The organism is Rhodovarius crocodyli (assembly GCF_004005855.1).
Classification (GTDB): Bacteria; Pseudomonadota; Alphaproteobacteria; order Acetobacterales; family Acetobacteraceae; genus Rhodovarius; species Rhodovarius crocodyli.
Map to the genome: position 1 here is coordinate 108991 of NZ_SACL01000010.1, position 15992 is coordinate 124982.

At 69.7% G+C, this 15992-nt stretch carries 13 protein-coding genes; 10 read left to right on the top strand and 3 right to left on the bottom strand.

What is annotated here, in order from left to right; all coding sequences use genetic code 11:
- Window positions 1-48 precede the first annotated feature (48 nt).
- The 7 genes from EOD42_RS21835 to EOD42_RS21865 all read left to right on the top strand — a co-directional run bounded on the left by EOD42_RS21835 (window position 49) and on the right by EOD42_RS21865 (window position 10734).
- Window positions 49-486, top strand: a complete 438-nt coding sequence (locus tag EOD42_RS21835) for a hypothetical protein (protein WP_127789710.1) — start codon at window positions 49-51, stop codon at window positions 484-486.
- A 50-nt stretch (window positions 487-536) separates the two neighbouring features.
- Window positions 537-1403, top strand: a complete 867-nt coding sequence (locus tag EOD42_RS21840; protein ID WP_127789711.1) for a glycosyltransferase family 2 protein — start codon at window positions 537-539, stop codon at window positions 1401-1403.
- Between the two features lie 133 nt (window positions 1404-1536).
- Window positions 1537-2400 carry a Bug family tripartite tricarboxylate transporter substrate binding protein gene (locus EOD42_RS21845; RefSeq protein WP_240655249.1) on the top strand — a complete coding sequence of 288 codons (864 nt, stop codon included), beginning with the start codon at window positions 1537-1539 and terminating at the stop codon, window positions 2398-2400.
- Window positions 2401-2460: 60 nt separating this feature from the next.
- Window positions 2461-4776: a penicillin acylase family protein gene (locus EOD42_RS21850; protein ID WP_127789713.1), complete on the top strand. Its 2316-nt coding sequence runs from the start codon at window positions 2461-2463 to the stop codon at window positions 4774-4776.
- Window positions 4773-5912, top strand: coding sequence for a benzoate/H(+) symporter BenE family transporter (locus tag EOD42_RS21855; RefSeq protein ID WP_127789714.1), 1140 nt, complete (start codon window positions 4773-4775; stop codon window positions 5910-5912). The genes EOD42_RS21850 and EOD42_RS21855 overlap by 4 nt, the downstream gene beginning before the upstream one ends.
- Window positions 5913-6090: 178 nt before the next feature.
- Window positions 6091-9369, top strand: coding sequence for a glycoside hydrolase family 99-like domain-containing protein (locus EOD42_RS21860; protein ID WP_164868068.1), 3279 nt, complete (start codon window positions 6091-6093; stop codon window positions 9367-9369).
- Window positions 9370-9456: 87 nt separating this feature from the next.
- Window positions 9457-10734: an NtaA/DmoA family FMN-dependent monooxygenase gene (locus EOD42_RS21865; protein ID WP_240655250.1), complete on the top strand. Its 1278-nt coding sequence runs from the start codon at window positions 9457-9459 to the stop codon at window positions 10732-10734.
- 255 nt (window positions 10735-10989) lie between these two features.
- Here EOD42_RS21865 and EOD42_RS21870 read toward each other — a convergent pair whose 3' ends face one another.
- From EOD42_RS21870 to EOD42_RS21880, 3 genes are read right to left on the bottom strand one after another with little or no spacing between them, the layout of a single operon-like run.
- The gene (locus EOD42_RS21870) at window positions 10990-11640 is read right to left on the bottom strand and encodes an amino acid ABC transporter permease (protein WP_127789717.1); all 651 of its coding nucleotides are present in this window, start codon (window positions 11638-11640) and stop codon (window positions 10990-10992) included.
- Entirely contained in the window at window positions 11640-12284 is a 645-nt protein-coding gene (locus EOD42_RS21875) for an amino acid ABC transporter permease (protein WP_127789718.1), read from the bottom strand. Before EOD42_RS21875 ends, EOD42_RS21870 begins: the two co-directional genes overlap by 1 nt.
- Complete coding sequence (locus EOD42_RS21880; protein ID WP_164868069.1) at window positions 12281-13150, bottom strand: transporter substrate-binding domain-containing protein; 870 nt, start codon at window positions 13148-13150, stop codon at window positions 12281-12283. Before EOD42_RS21880 ends, EOD42_RS21875 begins: the two co-directional genes overlap by 4 nt.
- 151 nt (window positions 13151-13301) lie before the next feature.
- On the opposite strand from EOD42_RS21880, the gene EOD42_RS26055 reads away from it, so the two are divergent.
- The 3 genes from EOD42_RS26055 (at window position 13302) to EOD42_RS21895 (ending at window position 15988) form a co-directional block, all read left to right on the top strand.
- Window positions 13302-13877: a helix-turn-helix domain-containing protein gene (locus EOD42_RS26055; protein ID WP_164868070.1), complete on the top strand. Its 576-nt coding sequence runs from the start codon at window positions 13302-13304 to the stop codon at window positions 13875-13877.
- A 230-nt stretch (window positions 13878-14107) separates the two neighbouring features.
- Window positions 14108-15115 (top strand): Bug family tripartite tricarboxylate transporter substrate binding protein, encoded by a 1008-nt coding sequence (locus EOD42_RS21890; protein WP_127789721.1) that lies wholly within the window; start codon window positions 14108-14110, stop codon window positions 15113-15115.
- A gap of 51 nt (window positions 15116-15166) precedes the next feature.
- Window positions 15167-15988 carry a p-hydroxycinnamoyl CoA hydratase/lyase gene (locus EOD42_RS21895; protein WP_127789722.1) on the top strand — a complete coding sequence of 274 codons (822 nt, stop codon included), beginning with the start codon at window positions 15167-15169 and terminating at the stop codon, window positions 15986-15988.
- The last annotated feature ends 4 nt before the right edge of the window (window positions 15989-15992 follow it).

Genomic DNA, 15992 nt, shown 5'->3' on the forward strand with positions numbered 1-15992 from the left:
GTGACGGCAAGACGTGACGGCAGGACAGCCGGCCGGTAGCCTCGCGCGATGGGCAAGGCGATCCGACTCGGCTTCATCGCGGGGGTGCTGTCATTCCTCGTGTTCCACCAGGGCAGCGTGCATCTGCTGCATTACCTGGGTGAGCCGCTGCGGCCGTGGCTGGGCCATGTGCCCGCCCCGTTTCCGATGAACCGCGTGGCCCCGCTCTGGGTGCCGCAATTCGTCTCCCTTGCCTTCTGGGCCGGGCTGTGGGGCATCCTGCTGGCCGTTATCCTGCGCGCCATCCGCCTGCCGGACCTGCTGACGGGCCTGCTGTTCGGCGTCGTGGTCATCGGGGGTTCCACCCTGACCTGGATCGCGACGCTGAAGGGGCTGCCGCAATTCGCGGGCGGCGACCGCCAGCTGATCCTGCGCGCGCTGGCGCTGAACGGGGTATTGGGCTGGGGCACGGCCTTCTGGCTGCGCCCCATGTCGTTGCGCGGGTGAAAACGGGGGCTGGCCATGCGGAGCGCGGCGGATTAAGCCGCCCAGCGCCCATGTCCCGCACCAGCATCGTCATCGTCGCCTACAACTCGGCAGCCGTCCTGCCGGGTTGCCTCGCCTCCATCCCCGCCGGGGTTCCGGTGGTGCTGGTGGATAACGGCTGCACGGATGACAGCGTGGCGGTGGCCCAGGCCGCGCGGCCCGACATCATCCTGGTGCGCACCCCCACCAATCTGGGCTTCGGCCGCGGCGCGAACCGGGGCTTCGAGAAGGTCTCCAGCGATTTCGGCCTGCTGCTGAACGCCGATGCCCGGCTGACCCCGGGCGTGCTGACGGCGCTGGAGGCCGCGGCCGACCGCTACCCGGATGCCGGCATGCTGGCGCCCGAGATCTTCGGCGACGACGGCGCCCTGCAATTCGGCCACGCGACACCCTTCACCCCGCCGCGCGGACGGGCCATGCCCATGCCGGCGGGCGATTGCTGCCTGGATTATGTGGGCGGCTCGGCGATGTTCTTCCGCATGGAGGCGTTCCGCGCCATCGGCGGCTTCGACCCTTCCATCTTCCTGTATGGCGAGGACGACGACCTGTGCCTGCGCCTGACCGCGCGCCGCCTGGCGCTGGTGCATGTGGCGGGGTGCCGCATCATCCATGCGGGCGGCAGGTCCAGCGCGCCCTCGCCCCGGCTTGAATGGTGCAAGGCCTTTCATCAGGGGTGGTCGCGCATGCACCTGCAGGCCAAGCATCGCGGGCTGCGCTCGGCCTGGCTGCTGTTCCTGATGCGCTGGCCGGAATTGCGGCTGAAGGCCGCGAGCCGCAGGCGCGACCCGCGCCGGGTGAAATGGCATGGCCGCGCGGCGGGGATGTGGGCCTGGGCACGCGGGCGCAAGGCCGCGCATATGGGCCTGGACCCCGGCTGAAAGCCACGGCAGGCTTCCCCGAAAGAACCGGAGGAAGCCATGTTCCGTCGCCACCTGCTGGGGGGGCGCCCTTGCCCTGCCTGCCGCAGCCCGTGCCCAGTCCTGGCGCCCCGCGCGGCCCATCACGCTGATCGTGCCCTTCGCCGCTGGCTCCGGCACCGATGCCGTCGCGCGGCTGACCGCCGGCTGGCTGGGGCAGGAGCTGGGCACGCAGGTGGTGGTCGAGAACCGCGCCGGCGCCAATGCCACCATCGCGGCCGTCGCGGTGGCGCGTGCCGCGCCCGACGGCCACACCCTGTTCATGACCACCAACACCAGCCACGCGGCCAACCCCGCCCTGATGCGGCGGCTGGACTACGACCCGGTCGCGGATTTCAGCCCGATCTGCCGCATGGGCAACCTGCCCTTCTGGCTGGTGGTGAAGGCGGACGGGCCGCACCGCGCCATGCCCGCGCTGATCGAGGCCGCCCGCGCCCGCCCGGACAGCGTGACCTATGCCTCCGGCAATTCCACCGGCATCGTGGGCTCGGCCACCATCGCGCGGATGACGGGCACGCGCATGCTGCATGTGCCCTATCGCAGCACCCCGCCGGCCATGGCCGACATCATGGGCGGGCGCGTGGACTGGATGCTGGTGGATCTGGCCGCCAGCCTTGGCCTGGTGCGCGACGGCAAGCTGGCCGTGCTGGGCATGACGACCAAGGACCGCTCTGCCCTGATGCCGCAGATCCCGGCCCTGGCCGAGGTGGGCGTGCCCGGCTTCGACCTGACCAGCTGGAACGCCATCTTCGGCCCCGCCCGCATGGCGCCGGAGGTCGTGGCCACCCTGAACGGCGCGCTGCGCGGCATCGTGGCCAAGGCCGAGAACCGGGCCCGCCTGGCCGAGCTCGGCTTCGATGCCTTCTCCTCTACCCCCGAGGAGCTCGGCGCCTTCGTGGTCGCGGAAATCGCCCGCTGGGGCGAGATGGTGCGCGGGGCGGGTATCGAGCCGGAATGATCCCATAATCTTCCCCCGCCGCAGGTAGCCCTGGCCGCCCGGGTCGCGTATCACCCCCGCATGCGCCGCCGCTCCTCACGCCTCCGTTGGCTGCGCCTGGCCATCCTGTGGCTGGGGATACCCATGCTCGCGCTGGCCTTCGCCATCTGGGTCACGCTGCCGCAGGACAACAAGCAATTGTCGCTGCCGGGGCTCTCGGCGCCGGTCTCGATCAGCTTCGACAATGCGGGCGTGCCGCGCATCCAGGCGGCCAGCGACAATGACGCGGCCATGGCGCTGGGCTGGCTGCACGCGCGCGACCGCATGTTCCAGATGGAGTTGATGCGCCGCACCGGCCAGGGCCGCCTGTCGGAACTGCTGGGCGAGGGCGGGCTGCGCCTCGACCGTTTCATGCGCACGCTGGGCCTGGGCAACCGGGCGGAGGCCGATTACGGCCATCTCTCCACCCCCACCCGCACCCTGCTCGAATCCTATGCCGCGGGCGTGAATGCCCGCATCGCGGAGCGCGGCCGCTTCATCGCCCCCGAATTCCTGTGGTTCGGCACGCCAGAGCCGTGGCGCCCGGCCGACAGCCTGCTGTGGGGCAAGCTGATGGGGGTCTGGCTGTCCGGCAATTGGCGGACGGAGCTGGAACGCACCGACTGGCTGCAGCGCATCGACAGCCGCCGCCTGTGGGAGCTGGTGCCCCCCGACGCCACGGCGGGCGAGCCCGACCGCCAGGCGGCAGCCATACCCGGCCTGACGAGCCTGCTCGCCTCGCTGCCCGTCTTCCCCGTGGACGTGCCGCACCCCGACAGCGCCAGCAACGCCTGGGCGCTGGATGCCGCGCGCTCGGGCACCGGCGGGGCGCTGCTGGCCTCCGACCCGCATCTGGGCTTCTCGGCGCCCATTCTGTGGTATCTGGCGCGCATCGAGCTGCCGGGGGGCCGCTTCCGCGCGGGCGCCACCAGCCCCGGCGTGCCGATGGTCGTGATCGGCCGCAACGAGGCGCTTTCCTGGGGCTTCACCACCACCCATGCCGACACGCAGGACGTGTTCGTGGAACGGCTGGTGGACGAGAACCGCTATGAGACGGAGGACGGCCCGCGCCCCTTCACCACCCGACAGGAGCTGATCCGGGTCGGCGGGGGCGATCCCGTCTCCATCACCGTGCGCGAGACCCGGCATGGCCCGGTCATGTCCGACCTGGACGAGATGCCGCGCCGGGACGGCCGGGTGCTGGCGGTGGCGATGGCCAACCTCGCCCCGGGCGACCGCACCGCCGATGCGCTGGCGCGGCTCAACCTCGCGCGCTCCGTCGCCGAGGCGGGCGAGGCCGCCGGGCTGTTCATGTCGCCCTCGCAGAACATGATGGTGGCGGACCGCGCGGGCGCGATCGGCATGTTCGTCACCGGCCGCATCCCGCGCCGGCGGATGGGCGACGGCGCCCTGCCGATGCCGGGCCATGACGGTCGCGCCGACTGGGACGGCTTCTACCCGGCGGCCGAGATGCCGCGCAACGTCTCGCCTGCATCGGGCAGGCTGGTGAACGCCAACAACCGCCCCGCCCCGCCCGAGCACCCGGTCTTTCTGGCCCGTGAATTCCCGGACGACAGCCGGTTCCGCCGCATCCACGAGATGCTGGACGACAACCGCCGCCCCGACGCCGCGCAGATGGCCGGCATGCAGATCGACACCGTCTCCGTCCTCGCGCGGGCCAGCCTGCCGCTGCTGCGCGGCCTGCAGGTGATGGGCCAGGCCGGGATCGCGCGCGACATGTTCCAGGCCTGGGAAGGCGACATGGCGGCCAACCTGCCCCAGCCGCTGATCTGGAACGCCTGGTCGCGCCAGTTCCTGACCCTGGTGCTGCTGGAGGCCCAGGCGCCGGTCGAGGCCGCCTCGCCGGAGCTGCTCGCCCGCATCCTGTCGGGCGATGCCGCCCATCTCTGCCGGCCGGATTGCGCGAGCCAGGCCGGCCGGGCGCTGGCCACCGCCATGGGCGAGCTTTCCGCCAGCTATGGACGCGACCCGGGCGGCTGGCGCTGGGGCGATGCGCACCAGGCACTGATGGAGCACCCGGTGCTGCGCGTGATCCCCGGCATCAACCGGCTGATGCGCCTGCATGTGCCGACGGGCGGCGACAACAACACCGTCTCACGCGGGGGGATGCGCGCGGTGCCGGGCATGCCCTTCGCGCATGTGCATGGCGCGGGCCTGCGGCTGGTGGCCGACATGTCCACCCCTGACGGCCTCTATGCCATCATCGCCACCGGCCAGTCGGGCCATCCCTTCAGCCGGCATTGGGACGACCTGCTGACGCGCTGGCGCGACGGGCAGATGCTGCGGCTGGGGCGCCAGCCGCGCCAGGTTTCAGGACGGATCGAACTCACCCCATGATGCAGCCGGTGATCCTGGGGCTGCTCGCGGCCTTCGTGGGCTTTTCCTCCTCCTTCGCAGTGGTTCTGCAGGGCTTCACGGCCATGGGGGCCACGCCCGAGCAGGCGGCCTCCGCGCTGTTCGCCGTGGCGCTCGGCATGGGCGTGCTGGGCACGGCCTGCAGCCTGATCTGGCGCATGCCGATCTCGATTGCCTGGTCCACGCCGGGTGCCGCCCTGCTGGCGGCCAGCGTGGCGCCGGCCGGCGGATTTCCCGCGGCCGTCGGCGCCTTTCTGTTCGCGGCGGTGCTGGTCATGGCCTCGGGCTTCGTGAAGCCGCTGCTGCGGCTGGTGCAGGCCATTCCGGCCCCCATCGCGAATGCCATGCTGGCCGGGGTGCTGCTGGACCTGTGCCTGGCGCCCGCGCGTGCCGTGGGCGCCATGCCGGCCCTGGCCTTGCCGGTGGTGCTGGTGTGGCTGGTCATGCTGCGTGTCGCGCGGATCTGGGCGGTGCCTGCCGCCGTCGCGCTGGCCGCGATCCTGATCGGCGTGTTCACCCCCCTGCCCCCGGGCGCCTTCGACCGCGCGGGGCTGCACGTCATCTTCGTGATGCCGGCCTTTGACCTCTCGACGATGATCGGGGTGGGGCTGCCGCTGTTCCTGGTCACGATGGCATCGCAGAACGTGCCGGGCATCGCTGTGCTGCAGGCCAACGGCTACCGGCCGCCGGCAGCCCCTGTTTTCGTCGCGACCGGGGCCGTCAGCGCGCTCGGCGCCTTCATCGGCGGGCATCTGGTGAACTTCGCGGCGATCACGGCCGCGCTCTGCGCCGGGCCCGAATCGCACCCCGACCCGGCCCGCCGCTGGATCGCCGGGGTGGTGTGCGGACTGGGCTATGTGGCGCTGGCCTTCGGTGCGGGCCATGCGGTCGCGGCCGTGGCCGCGGCGCCGCCGGTGCTGATCCAGGGGGTAGCGGGGCTGGCCCTGCTGGGCGCACTCCTTTCGGCTCTGCAAGGATCGATGCTGAGTGAGCAGGGCCGGCTGCCGGCGGTGCTGACCTTCGTCACCTGTGCCTCAGGATTGAGCTTCTTCGGCATCGGTGCCGCATTCTGGGGCTTGGCCACGGGGCTCGTCGCGTTGCGCATTCTCAAGAATTGAGACCCGGCGCCGTTTCCGCCGCCATTTCCGAAACGCAACTTTACCGTTCATTTTCACAACCATACCGTGCCCCTTCACGAATCATTGTGTGATTCGCGATTCGCAACGATTGCGATGGGGCCGCATGATCAGCTTCTTCCGCCGTAGGCAATTGGGGGCGGCCCACCGGGCATCCGACGTGGCTAAGACGGGCGAGGCGGCGATGGCCGAGGGCAACTGGCCGGCAGCGGCCGAGGCCTTCGCGAATGCCGTGCGGCTGAAGCCCACCGACGGGCAATTGCGGCTGCAGCTGGCCCGCGCGCGCATGATGTCGGGCAACGCGCAGGATGCCGAGCGCGCGGCCCGCGCCGCCGCCCTGCTGGACACGACATCCGGCCGCCCGGAACTGCTGCTGGGCCTGGCGCTGCTGCAGCAGGAAGGCCGGCATGAGGACGGGCTCGCCGCCCTGCGCTCCTCCCTGGCGCTGAACCCCGCCGAGGAGGAAGCACGCGCGGCCCTGATGGAGCACGGCGAACTGACGCGCCTCGTCTCCGCCGGCGATGCCGCCAATCGCAGGCGGGACTGGCCCGAGGCGAGCCGCCACTATGCGGAGGCACTGAGGCTGGCGCCGGACCTGGCCCCCATCTGGGTCCAGTACGGCCACGCGCTGAAGGAACGCGGCCTGCTGCCTGCGGCCGAGAACGCCTATCGCCGTGCCGTGCTGGCGGCGGACCATGTGCTGGACCATCACCTGCAGCTGGGCCACGCGCTGAAGATGCTGGGCCGCCATGACGAGGCCATGGAGTGCTTCCTGCGCTGCGTGCAGATCGACGAGGGCCATCATGAATCCCGGCATGAGGTCCAGCGCTATGAGGCGCAGCGCGCGGTGCGCGAGAGCCAGGGCCAGCGCGTGGTGGCCGAGCGCCTGGCCGAGGCCATCCCCTTCACCATGCAGCGGCTGGAGCTGCTGCCCGGCCCGGGCCTGGTCACGGACCGGGAACTGGGCCAGGTGCATCTGCCGGGTGCCGAGGCCGAGGCCCCTCTCGCCCTGCAGGGCGCCGAGGCGCCGCTGCTGCTGCCGCCCGGCCGCTATCACCTGGTGATCGAGGCCCGCGTCACCGCGGGCAGGCTGCCCCTGCCGCGGCTGCGCCTGCGCGACGCGCCGGGCCGCGCCCTGGTGCTGCGCCCGACCGAGCTCGCGCAGGGGCTGTGGGGGGTGGAGATCGAGAGCGAGGAACCCCTGGCCGAGCCCACCCTGCTGCTGGCGGGGCCCGCGCGCTTCTTCCTGCTGCGGCTCGATCTGCTGCGGCTGGGGGGCGAGGGCGGCTATCTGGACGCCGGCACCCGGCAGACCGCCCTGAAGGCCGCGCGCGGCATGCTGGCCGCCCTGCCCGAGGCATTGCGGGCGGACCTCTCGCGCTCGGGCGTGGTGCGCAAGGTGCTGGCGGAGTTCTTCCCCGGTATGCTGGTGCCCGGCCACAGCTATTTCCGCGACACGGTGGCCAGCGGCACAAGGGCGCAGAGCGCGGCGCATGCCGAGGCCTATTGGCGCGGCTATGAGGTCGCGGCCAACATGCGCGATGCCGATTTCGGCGCCTGCGCCACGGCCGCCCCCGCCGTTCAGCCCGGCAGCTTCAAGGCCATCGCCTATTACCTGCCGCAGATGCACCCGATCGCGGAGAATGACGCCTGGTGGGGCAAGGGCTTCACCGAATGGACCAATGTGTCCAAGGCGGTGCCGCAGTTCCTGGGCCATTATCAGCCGCGCCTGCCCGGCGAGCTCGGCTTCTATGACCTGCGGGTGAAGGATGTGATGCGCCGGCAGATCGAGCTGGCGAAGCTGCACGGCATCCATGGCTTCTGCTTCCACTACTACTGGTTCGCGGGCAAACGCCTGCTGGAAGGCCCGCTGGAAGCCCTGCTGGCCGACCCGTCGCTCGACATGCCCTTCTGCCTGTGCTGGGCGAACGAGAACTGGACCCGCGCCTGGGACGGCGCCAAGCACGATGTGCTGATGGCCCAGCACCACACCGACGAGGACCATGAGCGGGTCTTCGAGGATTTGCTGCGCCACATGCGCGACCCGCGCTACATCACGGTCGAGGGGCGGCCGGTGGTGCTGATCTACCGGCTCGACATGATCCCGGACCATGAGCGCATGGTCGATATATGGCGCCGCAAGGCCGCCGAGGCGGGCCTGCCGGGCATCTACATCGTGGCCGCCGCCACCTTCGGCCTGCCGCCCGCCCGCGCGCGCGGCATGGACGCCATGTGCGGCTTCCCGCCGCATGGGGTGAACATCCCGACCGTGGAACACACCCGCACCCTACTCAACAGCGGTTTCCAGGGCCGCATCTATGAATACGCCGAGGTCGCGGAAGCCGCGATCGCCGAGCTGGAGCTGACCCCCCATGCGGAGTTGCCGCTACTGCCCGGCGTGATGCCCAGCTGGGACAATGAGGCCCGCCGGCCGGGGCGCGGCGATGTCTATGCCGGCGCCACGCCCGCCATGTTCCACCGCTGGCTGCTGGCGGCCGCCCGCCACGTCACGCGCCACCACGGCCCCGCCGAGCGCCTGGTGTTCGTCAACGCCTGGAACGAATGGGCCGAGGGCGCCTATCTGGAGCCCGACCGCCGCTACGGCTACGCCTTCCTGGCCGCCGTGCGGGAGGCCGTGCGGCTGATGAACAACGATCCGGCGCCCCTGCAGGAAATGGCCGAGGCGCACAACCACCACAGCCATCGCCGGGCCGATACGGTGGTGCTGCTGCACGCCTTCTACCCCGACCTGGTCGAGGAGTTCGCCGCGGCGATCGCGCTCGCGCGCAAGACCCGCCCGCTGGACGTGATCGTGACCGTGCCCGACAGCTGGTCGCCCACCGACATGCACGCGATGCTGGCCGCGCTGGACCCGGTGCGGGTCGTGGTCTCGGCCAATCGCGGGCGGGATGTCTGGCCCTTCCTGCAGGCGCTGCGCGTGGCCTCCGCATTGGGCTACGAGCATGCGCTGAAGCTGCACACCAAGAAGTCCCCCCACCGCACCGATGGCGGTGACTGGCGGCGCGGGCTGGTGGGCACGCTGCTGGCCCCGGCCAGCCTGGCGACGCTGGAGGCCGATTTCTTCCGCGCCCCCTCCGCCGGGATGGCGGTGGTCGAGCACAGCCTGATGCCCGTGCGCGCCGAAGCCAGCGTGACCTACAACAAGCGCCACCTGGAGGCGCTGCTGGAGCGGCTCGGCCTCGTCGAGGAGAAGCTCGGCGATTTCGCGGCCGGCACCATGCTCTGGTTCCGGCTGGCGGCGCTGGAGCCGCTGCTGGACCTGGGCGTCGGGGCCGAGGATTTCGGCCCGGAGCTGGGCCAGGTCGATGCCACGCTGGCCCATGCGTTCGAGCGCGTGCTGATGCCCTTCGTCGAGCAGCGCGGCATGCAGGTGCTGCGCCTGCCGGATGTGGAGGGCGTGCCCAAAGTGCTGGCCTGAAGGGGGTGGCGCGCGGCGCCGTTCAATATAATACTCGGGCGTTCATTCCTGCGATGAAGGCGCCCTCCCATGCCTGTAAACCGCCGAATGCGCCTCGTGGCGTATCTCAAGACCGGCCCCACCGCGAACCATGGCGGCGGCTGGCGACACCCCGCCGCCCGGCTGGACGACATCTTCACCCCCGAGCGCTACGAGGAAACCGCCCGGATGCTCGAAGCCGCGCGCTTCGACGCGGCCTTCTTCGCCGATACGCTGGGCGTGCCGGACATCCATAAGGGCGGCTTCGAGACCTATCTCGGCCTGGGCGGGCAGATCACCTATCTGGAACCGCTGACGGTCCTGCCCTTCATGATGCGGGTGACCAGGCATCTGGGCCTCGGCACCACGCTGTCGACCAGCTTCTACCCGCCCTACATCCTGGCGCGGCTGCTGGGGTCCATGGATGTGCTGAGCGGCGGGCGGATGTGCTGGAACATCGTCACCTCCGCCACCGACTTCGAGGCGCGCAACTTCGGCAGCGAACGCCTGCCGCCGAAGGAGGAACGCTACGACATGGCCGATGAGGTGCTGGAGGCCTGCCTCGCCCTCTGGCACGGCTGGGACGCCGACGCGATGGTGATGAACAAGGAGACCGGCCAGTTCGTCGACGCCAGCAAGGTGCGCTACGCCGACTACCAGGGCAAATACGTCAGCACCAAGGGCCCGCTCGGCGTGCCGCGCAGCCCGCAGGACCATCCGGTGTTCATGCAGGCGGGGTCCTCTCCGCGCGGGCGGGAATTCGCGGCGCGCTGGGCCGAACTGATCTTCAGCACGCCCGCCTTCAAGGATGCCTCCCAGGACTACTACACCGACATCAAGACGCGCATGGTGGCCAAGGGCCGTGACCCGGAAAGCTGCGCCATCCTCCCCTCCCTCGCCGTCGTCGTGGGTGAGACCGAGAGCATCGCGCAGGAGAAGCTGGAATACCTGCACAGCCTGCTGAACCCGGACCTGCAGCAGGCCTCCATCTCCAACACCGTGGGCATCGACCTCAGCAAGCCGCTGCCGGATGACGACACCTCCGGCGCGCGCGGCATCCAGGGCTCGCTGGACCGCGTGGTGCTGAAGGCCAAGCGCGAAGGCATCAGCCTTGCCGAGGCCGCCAAGAAACCGCGCAGCGTGATGGTCGGCACGCCCGAAAGCATCGCCGACCAGATGGAAGACTGGTTCGTGAACCGCGCCTGCGACGGCTTCGTGGTGTGGCCGACCACCAGCCCGGGCATGTTCGAGGATTTCTGCCGGATGGTGGTGCCGGTGCTGCAGAAGCGCGGGCTGGTGCAGAAGGAATATGGCGGCGGGACGCTCAGGGAGAATCTGGGGAGGTGACGCACGGGGGCGTTGCCCCCGAACCCCCATTGAGGGGCTCTGCCCCTCAAACTCCCCGCCAGGAGATAATATCTCCTGGACCTGATAGGAGTTTGGCGCCTTATCTGCATGGGCGGGGCACAATTTATATTATAATAATCAATAAATTATCAGGATATGTGCCCACTCCCCGGGGTCCAGGGCCGCTACGGTCCTGGCGGGGATGCAAGGGGCGGCGCCCCTTGCTGGGGCCTGGGGCAAAGCCCCAGCCTATCCTCACAACGGCCGGATCTTCCGTTCCACATACCGTGCCGCCTGCCCGATGATGGTGCTGTAGACCAGGAACAGGATTCCGGCGGCCGTCAGCGGCTCCACGTAGCGGAAGCTGTCCGATGCCTTGTCGAACGCCACCCCCAGCATTTCCGGCACGCCGACCACGGCCAGGTACGGCGTCGTCTTGAGCAGGGAGATCATGTAGTTCGCCGTGGGCGCCGCCACGAAGCGCAGCATCTGCGGCAGCACGATCAGGAAGCTGATCTGGCGGTTGCGCAGGCCCAGTGCCCGGGCGGCCTCGACCTGCCCGCGCGGCACGGCATCGATGCCGGCGCCGAACACCTCGCCCAGGAAGGCGCCGAAATGGATGGAGAGGGTGAGGATGCCCACCGTGACGGCATCCAGCGTCAGCCCCCACACCGGCAGGACATAGTAGAGGAAATACAGCTGCACCAGGAACGGGCTGAGCCGGATGGCCTCGGTGAAGCCCGCGCAGATGATCTTGCTCAGGCGCCCGCTGCGGCGGCCAAGGGCCAGGATGATGCCCACCAGGATGGCGCCGACCGACCCCGCCGCGGCCGCCGCCAGCGTCATCAGCGAGCCTTGGAAGATGGCGGGCCACAGCGACCAGAAGTATTCGGTATCGAACCCCATTACGCGCGCCGCGCCTGGCCGCGCCGCACCAGCGCATGGATCGCCAGCGCCATGGGCAGGCAGATGGCGATGTAGACGCCCAGCAGCGCCGAGTAGATCTCGGCCGGCTGGTGGCTGGCCTGCATCGCCTCCTTCGCCTTGAAGGTCACGTCCGCCAGGCCGATGAGCGACACGTTGGCGGAGGTCTTCACGATCTCGATGACCTCGTTGCCGGCGATCGGGATCACCTTGCGCAGCGCCTGCGGCAGCTCGATCAGGAACAGGATGCGGTTGCGGGAGAGGCCGAGCGCCCTGCCCGCCTCCTTCTGGCCGGCAGGGATCGTCTCCAGCGCGGAACGCAATGCCTGGGAGCCATAGGCCCCGATATTGCAGCCGATGACGAGCGCGCCCACCGCATAGGCGCTGAGGAACACGTCAAAGGCCGGGCCCACATAGAAGAAGAAGAACAGCAGGATGATGACGGAGGAACTGCGCCAGAAATCGATGAACACCGTCACCAGAAAGCGCGGGATGCCGCGCAGCCGGTACTCCAGCACGCCGAAGACCAGCGCGAAGGGAAACACCACCAGCGCGGACAGGGCCGTGACCGCCATGGTCACGCCCAGCCCCTGCAACAGCCACAACAGGATGGTGGGAAAGCTCACTCCGTGCAGAGCCGATCGGTCGAGACGTTGCGCGGCACATCGCTCTCGGAGAAGCCGTAGCGTGCCAGGATGGCAGCCAGCGTGCCGTCGGCGGTGAGTGCGGCCATGCCCTCGTCGAACACCTGCTTCAACTCGGTATCGGCGCGGCGGAAGGCGAAGGCGGCGAAGCCCAGCTTCTCCTCGCCATTGGGCAGGATGGCGCCGGTGAAGGGGGTGGCGCGCTGCAGGCCGCGCACGTTCGGGTCCTGCAGCATGGCCAGCGCCAGGCCCAGCGAGAAGGAGCCGGCATCCAGCCGCCCGGCCATCAGCGCGCTGACCACCGCCTGCGAATCAGGCAGCAGCAGCTGGCGCCCAGCGGGCACGCCCGCGAGTTCCGCATTCTGCGCGTTGATGCTGCCGCGCACCGTGCCCAGGCGCAGGTTGGGGTTCTCGGCGAAGTCGCGATAGCTGCGGATGTTGAGCGGATTGCCCTCACGCACCAGGATGCCGTCCGAGACGCGCAGGTACGGGCTGCTGAAGGCCACCAGGCGGCAGCGCTGCGGCGTGATGTAGAGCCCGCCATTGGACATGTCGAAGCGGCGGGCCTGCAGGCCCGGAATGATGCCGTTGAACTCGACCGGCGAGGTCTCGATGGTGGTCACGCCGTGGCGGCCCAGGATGGCGCGGATCAGGTCGGGCTCGATGCCCGCATGGTTGCCGGCCTGGTCGCGGAAGGACCAGGGACGGCTGTTCACGAAGGCCACGTTGACGGTCTTGGACGACTTGATGCGGTCCCAGGTGGCATCCGCCCGCGCGGGGCGGGCGGAGAGAACGGCGGCAGCCGCCAGTGAGGCGGCGCCAAGGCTGCGGCGGGAGAGGTTCGGCATCGGGCAGGCTCCTTTGGGTTCCGGCACCCACTGGCAAACTGAACGTCCATTCATTATTTTGCACGGGCGGGCGGAGCGTCAAGCGCCGCGCCACACGGGCATGGGCCGGCGGACGGGATTCGGAGGAAGCGTGGTGCAGATTGCGGCAACAATGCCCGGAAGGCTGGCAGACCTGATCGGCGCCAGGGTGCGCACCCTGCGCAACGCCCGCGGCATGAGCGTGAACGCCCTGGCCGCGGCGGCCGGAGTCTCGGCCGGCATCGTCAGCCAGATCGAGCGCGACCGCGCCAACCCCTCGCTCAACACCATCGAGAAGATCGCGATCGCGCTCGGCGTCACGACCGATGCCATCCTGGCCTCGGAGCCCGCGACCAGCGACCCGCCCTTCGTCAGCCGCCCCGCGCGCCGGCACCAGATCAGCGTGGGCACGGCGCCCATCCTGAAGGAGATGATGTCCCCCGCCGGCCAGCGCAGCCTGCGGATGATGATGATCTCCCTGCCGCCGCGCTCGGAAAACCTCGATGTCGTCATCGGCACGGGCCAGAAGGCGGGATGGGTGGTCGAAGGCGAGATCCGCCTGATCGTGGATGGCCAGGCCGCGCGGCTGTTCCCCGGCGACAGCTTCCAGTTCAGCAGCCTGCTGCCGCACAGCCTGCACAATGACGCCGACATCCCCGCCCGCGTCTTCTGGATCATCGCCGAGGGCGCGCTGGAAACAGCATTCTGATTCGCCATCACTGAAATCTCACGGCGCTGATAAAAAAATTTTCACGCGCCCGTTATTGCCTAAGTGTAAGATTTTACTGCCTTGCTGGCGCGTCGCGCGCGCCGGCGGCGGGGCGCGGCTGCCGCTTCCGGAAAAAAGCTAATTGACTTCGGGGCTTTTCACTCCCGAGGATGCTGCCAACGCAGGGTACGCACGGCACTCAAAACATCCCTCAGACGGAGACTTTGTCGATGTTGAAGCGCCCTGAATCCGCCTATGCCACCCGCCGCCGTGCCCTGCAGTTCAGCCTTGCCACCGCCGCCGTCATCACCGCGGCCGGCCCCTCGCGCGCCGCGACCTGGGCGCCCGCCAATCTGCGCATCATCGTCCCCTTCCCCGCCGGCCGCGTGACCGACGTGGTGGCGCGCGTGCTGGCCGAGAGCCTGCGCGCCGCCCACGGCACGAACGTGGTGGTGGACAACCGCCCGGGGGCGAATGCCACCATCGGGCTTGAGATGCTGCGCCGTTCCGCGCCGGACGGCGCCACGCTGCTGGTGGGCGGCCTGGGCAGCCACGGCCTGCCGCCCGCGATGGTGCGCAACTACCCCTATGACGTGAACACGGATTTCACGGCGCTGGCCATCATGGCGGAATTCGTGAATGCCATGGTCGTCTCGCCCGCCGTCACGGCGGCCAATGTGCAGGAGTTCATCGCCTATGCCCGCGCCAATCCGGGCAAGCTGAACTACGTCTACACCTCCACCGGCGCCTCCAACCAGATGACGGCGGAGCTGTTCAAGCTGCAGCTCGGCCTCGACATCGTGGGCGTGCCGCTGGGCCAGGTGGGCAATTCGCTGGTCATGCTCCAGCGCAACGACGTGCAGGTGGCCTTCGAGAACCTGCCGACCGTGAAGGGCGCCATCGCCGGCGGCAACCTGCGCGCGCTGGCCGTCACCAGCCCCTATCGCACGCCGCAGCTGCCCGAGATTCCCACGCTGATCGAAGCGGGCGTGCCCGACTTCTCGGTCACCAGCTGGATCGGCATCTACGGCCCGCCGGCCATGGACCCTGCCCTGCTGACCGGTATCGAGGCCGAGCTGCGCCGGATCGCGGCCACCGATGCGGCCAAGCAGCTGCTCACCACCTCGGGCTTCGAGCCAACCTTCAAGGGCCATGCCGAATTCGCCCCGTTCCAGCGCGCCGAGGTGGAACGCTGGAAGCGCGTCGCCCGTGAGGCGCGCATCGACACCGGCATGTGACCGCCCGGGCGGGCGCAATACGGCCCGCCCCCTCTACCGGATGGAAACCCCATGAACGATCTGAAGACCGTCAGCGTCGAGATCGAGGACGGCATCGCCTGGGTGGCGCTGAACCGTCCCGAGAAGCGCAACGCCATGAGCCCGACGCTGCACCTGGAAATGGACCGCGTGCTGGCCGAGCTGGAGACCGACCCCGCGGTGCGCTGCCTGGTCGTGACCGGTGCGGGCAAGGCCTTCTCCGCCGGCCAGGACCTCAAGGAATTCTTCCGCGAGCTGGACGGCAAGCCCGCCGAGACCAAGCGCGCCACCGAGGCCGCGAACCGCTGGCGCTGGGACCGCCTGTACAATTACGGCAAGCCCACCATCGCCATGGTGAACGGCTTCTGCGTCGGCGGCGCCTTCATGCAACTGATCGCCTGCGACTTCGCGATCGCGGCCGAGGACGCGACCTTCAGCCTCTCCGAAATCAACTGGGGCATCATCCCCGGCGGCCTCGTGGCACGCGTGATGACGGAGGCGCTGGGCTATCGCGACGCTCTGGACCTCTGCCTCACCGGCCGCGCCTTCGATGGCGCCGAGGCCGCGCGGCTGCGCCTGGTGAACGAGGCCGTGCCGCTGGATGGCCTAAAGGCGCGCGTGAAAGAACTCGCGACCCTGCTGATGTCCAAGGACCCCGTGGCCTATCGCTGCACCAAGGAAGCGGTGCGCCGCGTGCGCTCCATGCCCTTCGACCAGGCCTATGACTACCTGAACGCCAAGATGCAGGAAGTGCATCAGGCAGGCGGCGGCCGCGCCCAGCGCGAGGGCATCAGCCAGTTCATCGACCAGAAAAGCTACAAGCCCGTCGAGGGCAGCTACTCTCACAAGGCCTGACAGC

Bases quoted from the DNA above. Each gene is read 5' to 3' on its own strand.
- EOD42_RS21895 (WP_127789722.1), top strand. From the start codon at position 15,167: ATGAACGATCTGAAGACCGTCAGCGTCGAGATCGAGGACGGCATCGCC.
- EOD42_RS21890 (WP_127789721.1), top strand. From the start codon at position 14,108: ATGTTGAAGCGCCCTGAATCCGCCTATGCCACCCGCCGCCGTGCCCTG.
- EOD42_RS21880 (WP_164868069.1), bottom strand. From the start codon at position 13,150: ATGCCGAACCTCTCCCGCCGCAGCCTTGGCGCCGCCTCACTGGCGGCT.
- EOD42_RS21870 (WP_127789717.1), bottom strand. From the start codon at position 11,640: ATGGGGTTCGATACCGAATACTTCTGGTCGCTGTGGCCCGCCATCTTC.
- EOD42_RS21850 (WP_127789713.1), top strand. From the start codon at position 2,461: ATGCGCCGCCGCTCCTCACGCCTCCGTTGGCTGCGCCTGGCCATCCTG.
- EOD42_RS21840 (WP_127789711.1), top strand. From the start codon at position 537: ATGTCCCGCACCAGCATCGTCATCGTCGCCTACAACTCGGCAGCCGTC.
- EOD42_RS21865 (WP_240655250.1), top strand. From the start codon at position 9,457: ATGCGCCTCGTGGCGTATCTCAAGACCGGCCCCACCGCGAACCATGGC.
- EOD42_RS26055 (WP_164868070.1), top strand. From the start codon at position 13,302: ATGCCCGGAAGGCTGGCAGACCTGATCGGCGCCAGGGTGCGCACCCTG.
- EOD42_RS21835 (WP_127789710.1), top strand. From the start codon at position 49: ATGGGCAAGGCGATCCGACTCGGCTTCATCGCGGGGGTGCTGTCATTC.
- EOD42_RS21855 (WP_127789714.1), top strand. From the start codon at position 4,773: ATGATGCAGCCGGTGATCCTGGGGCTGCTCGCGGCCTTCGTGGGCTTT.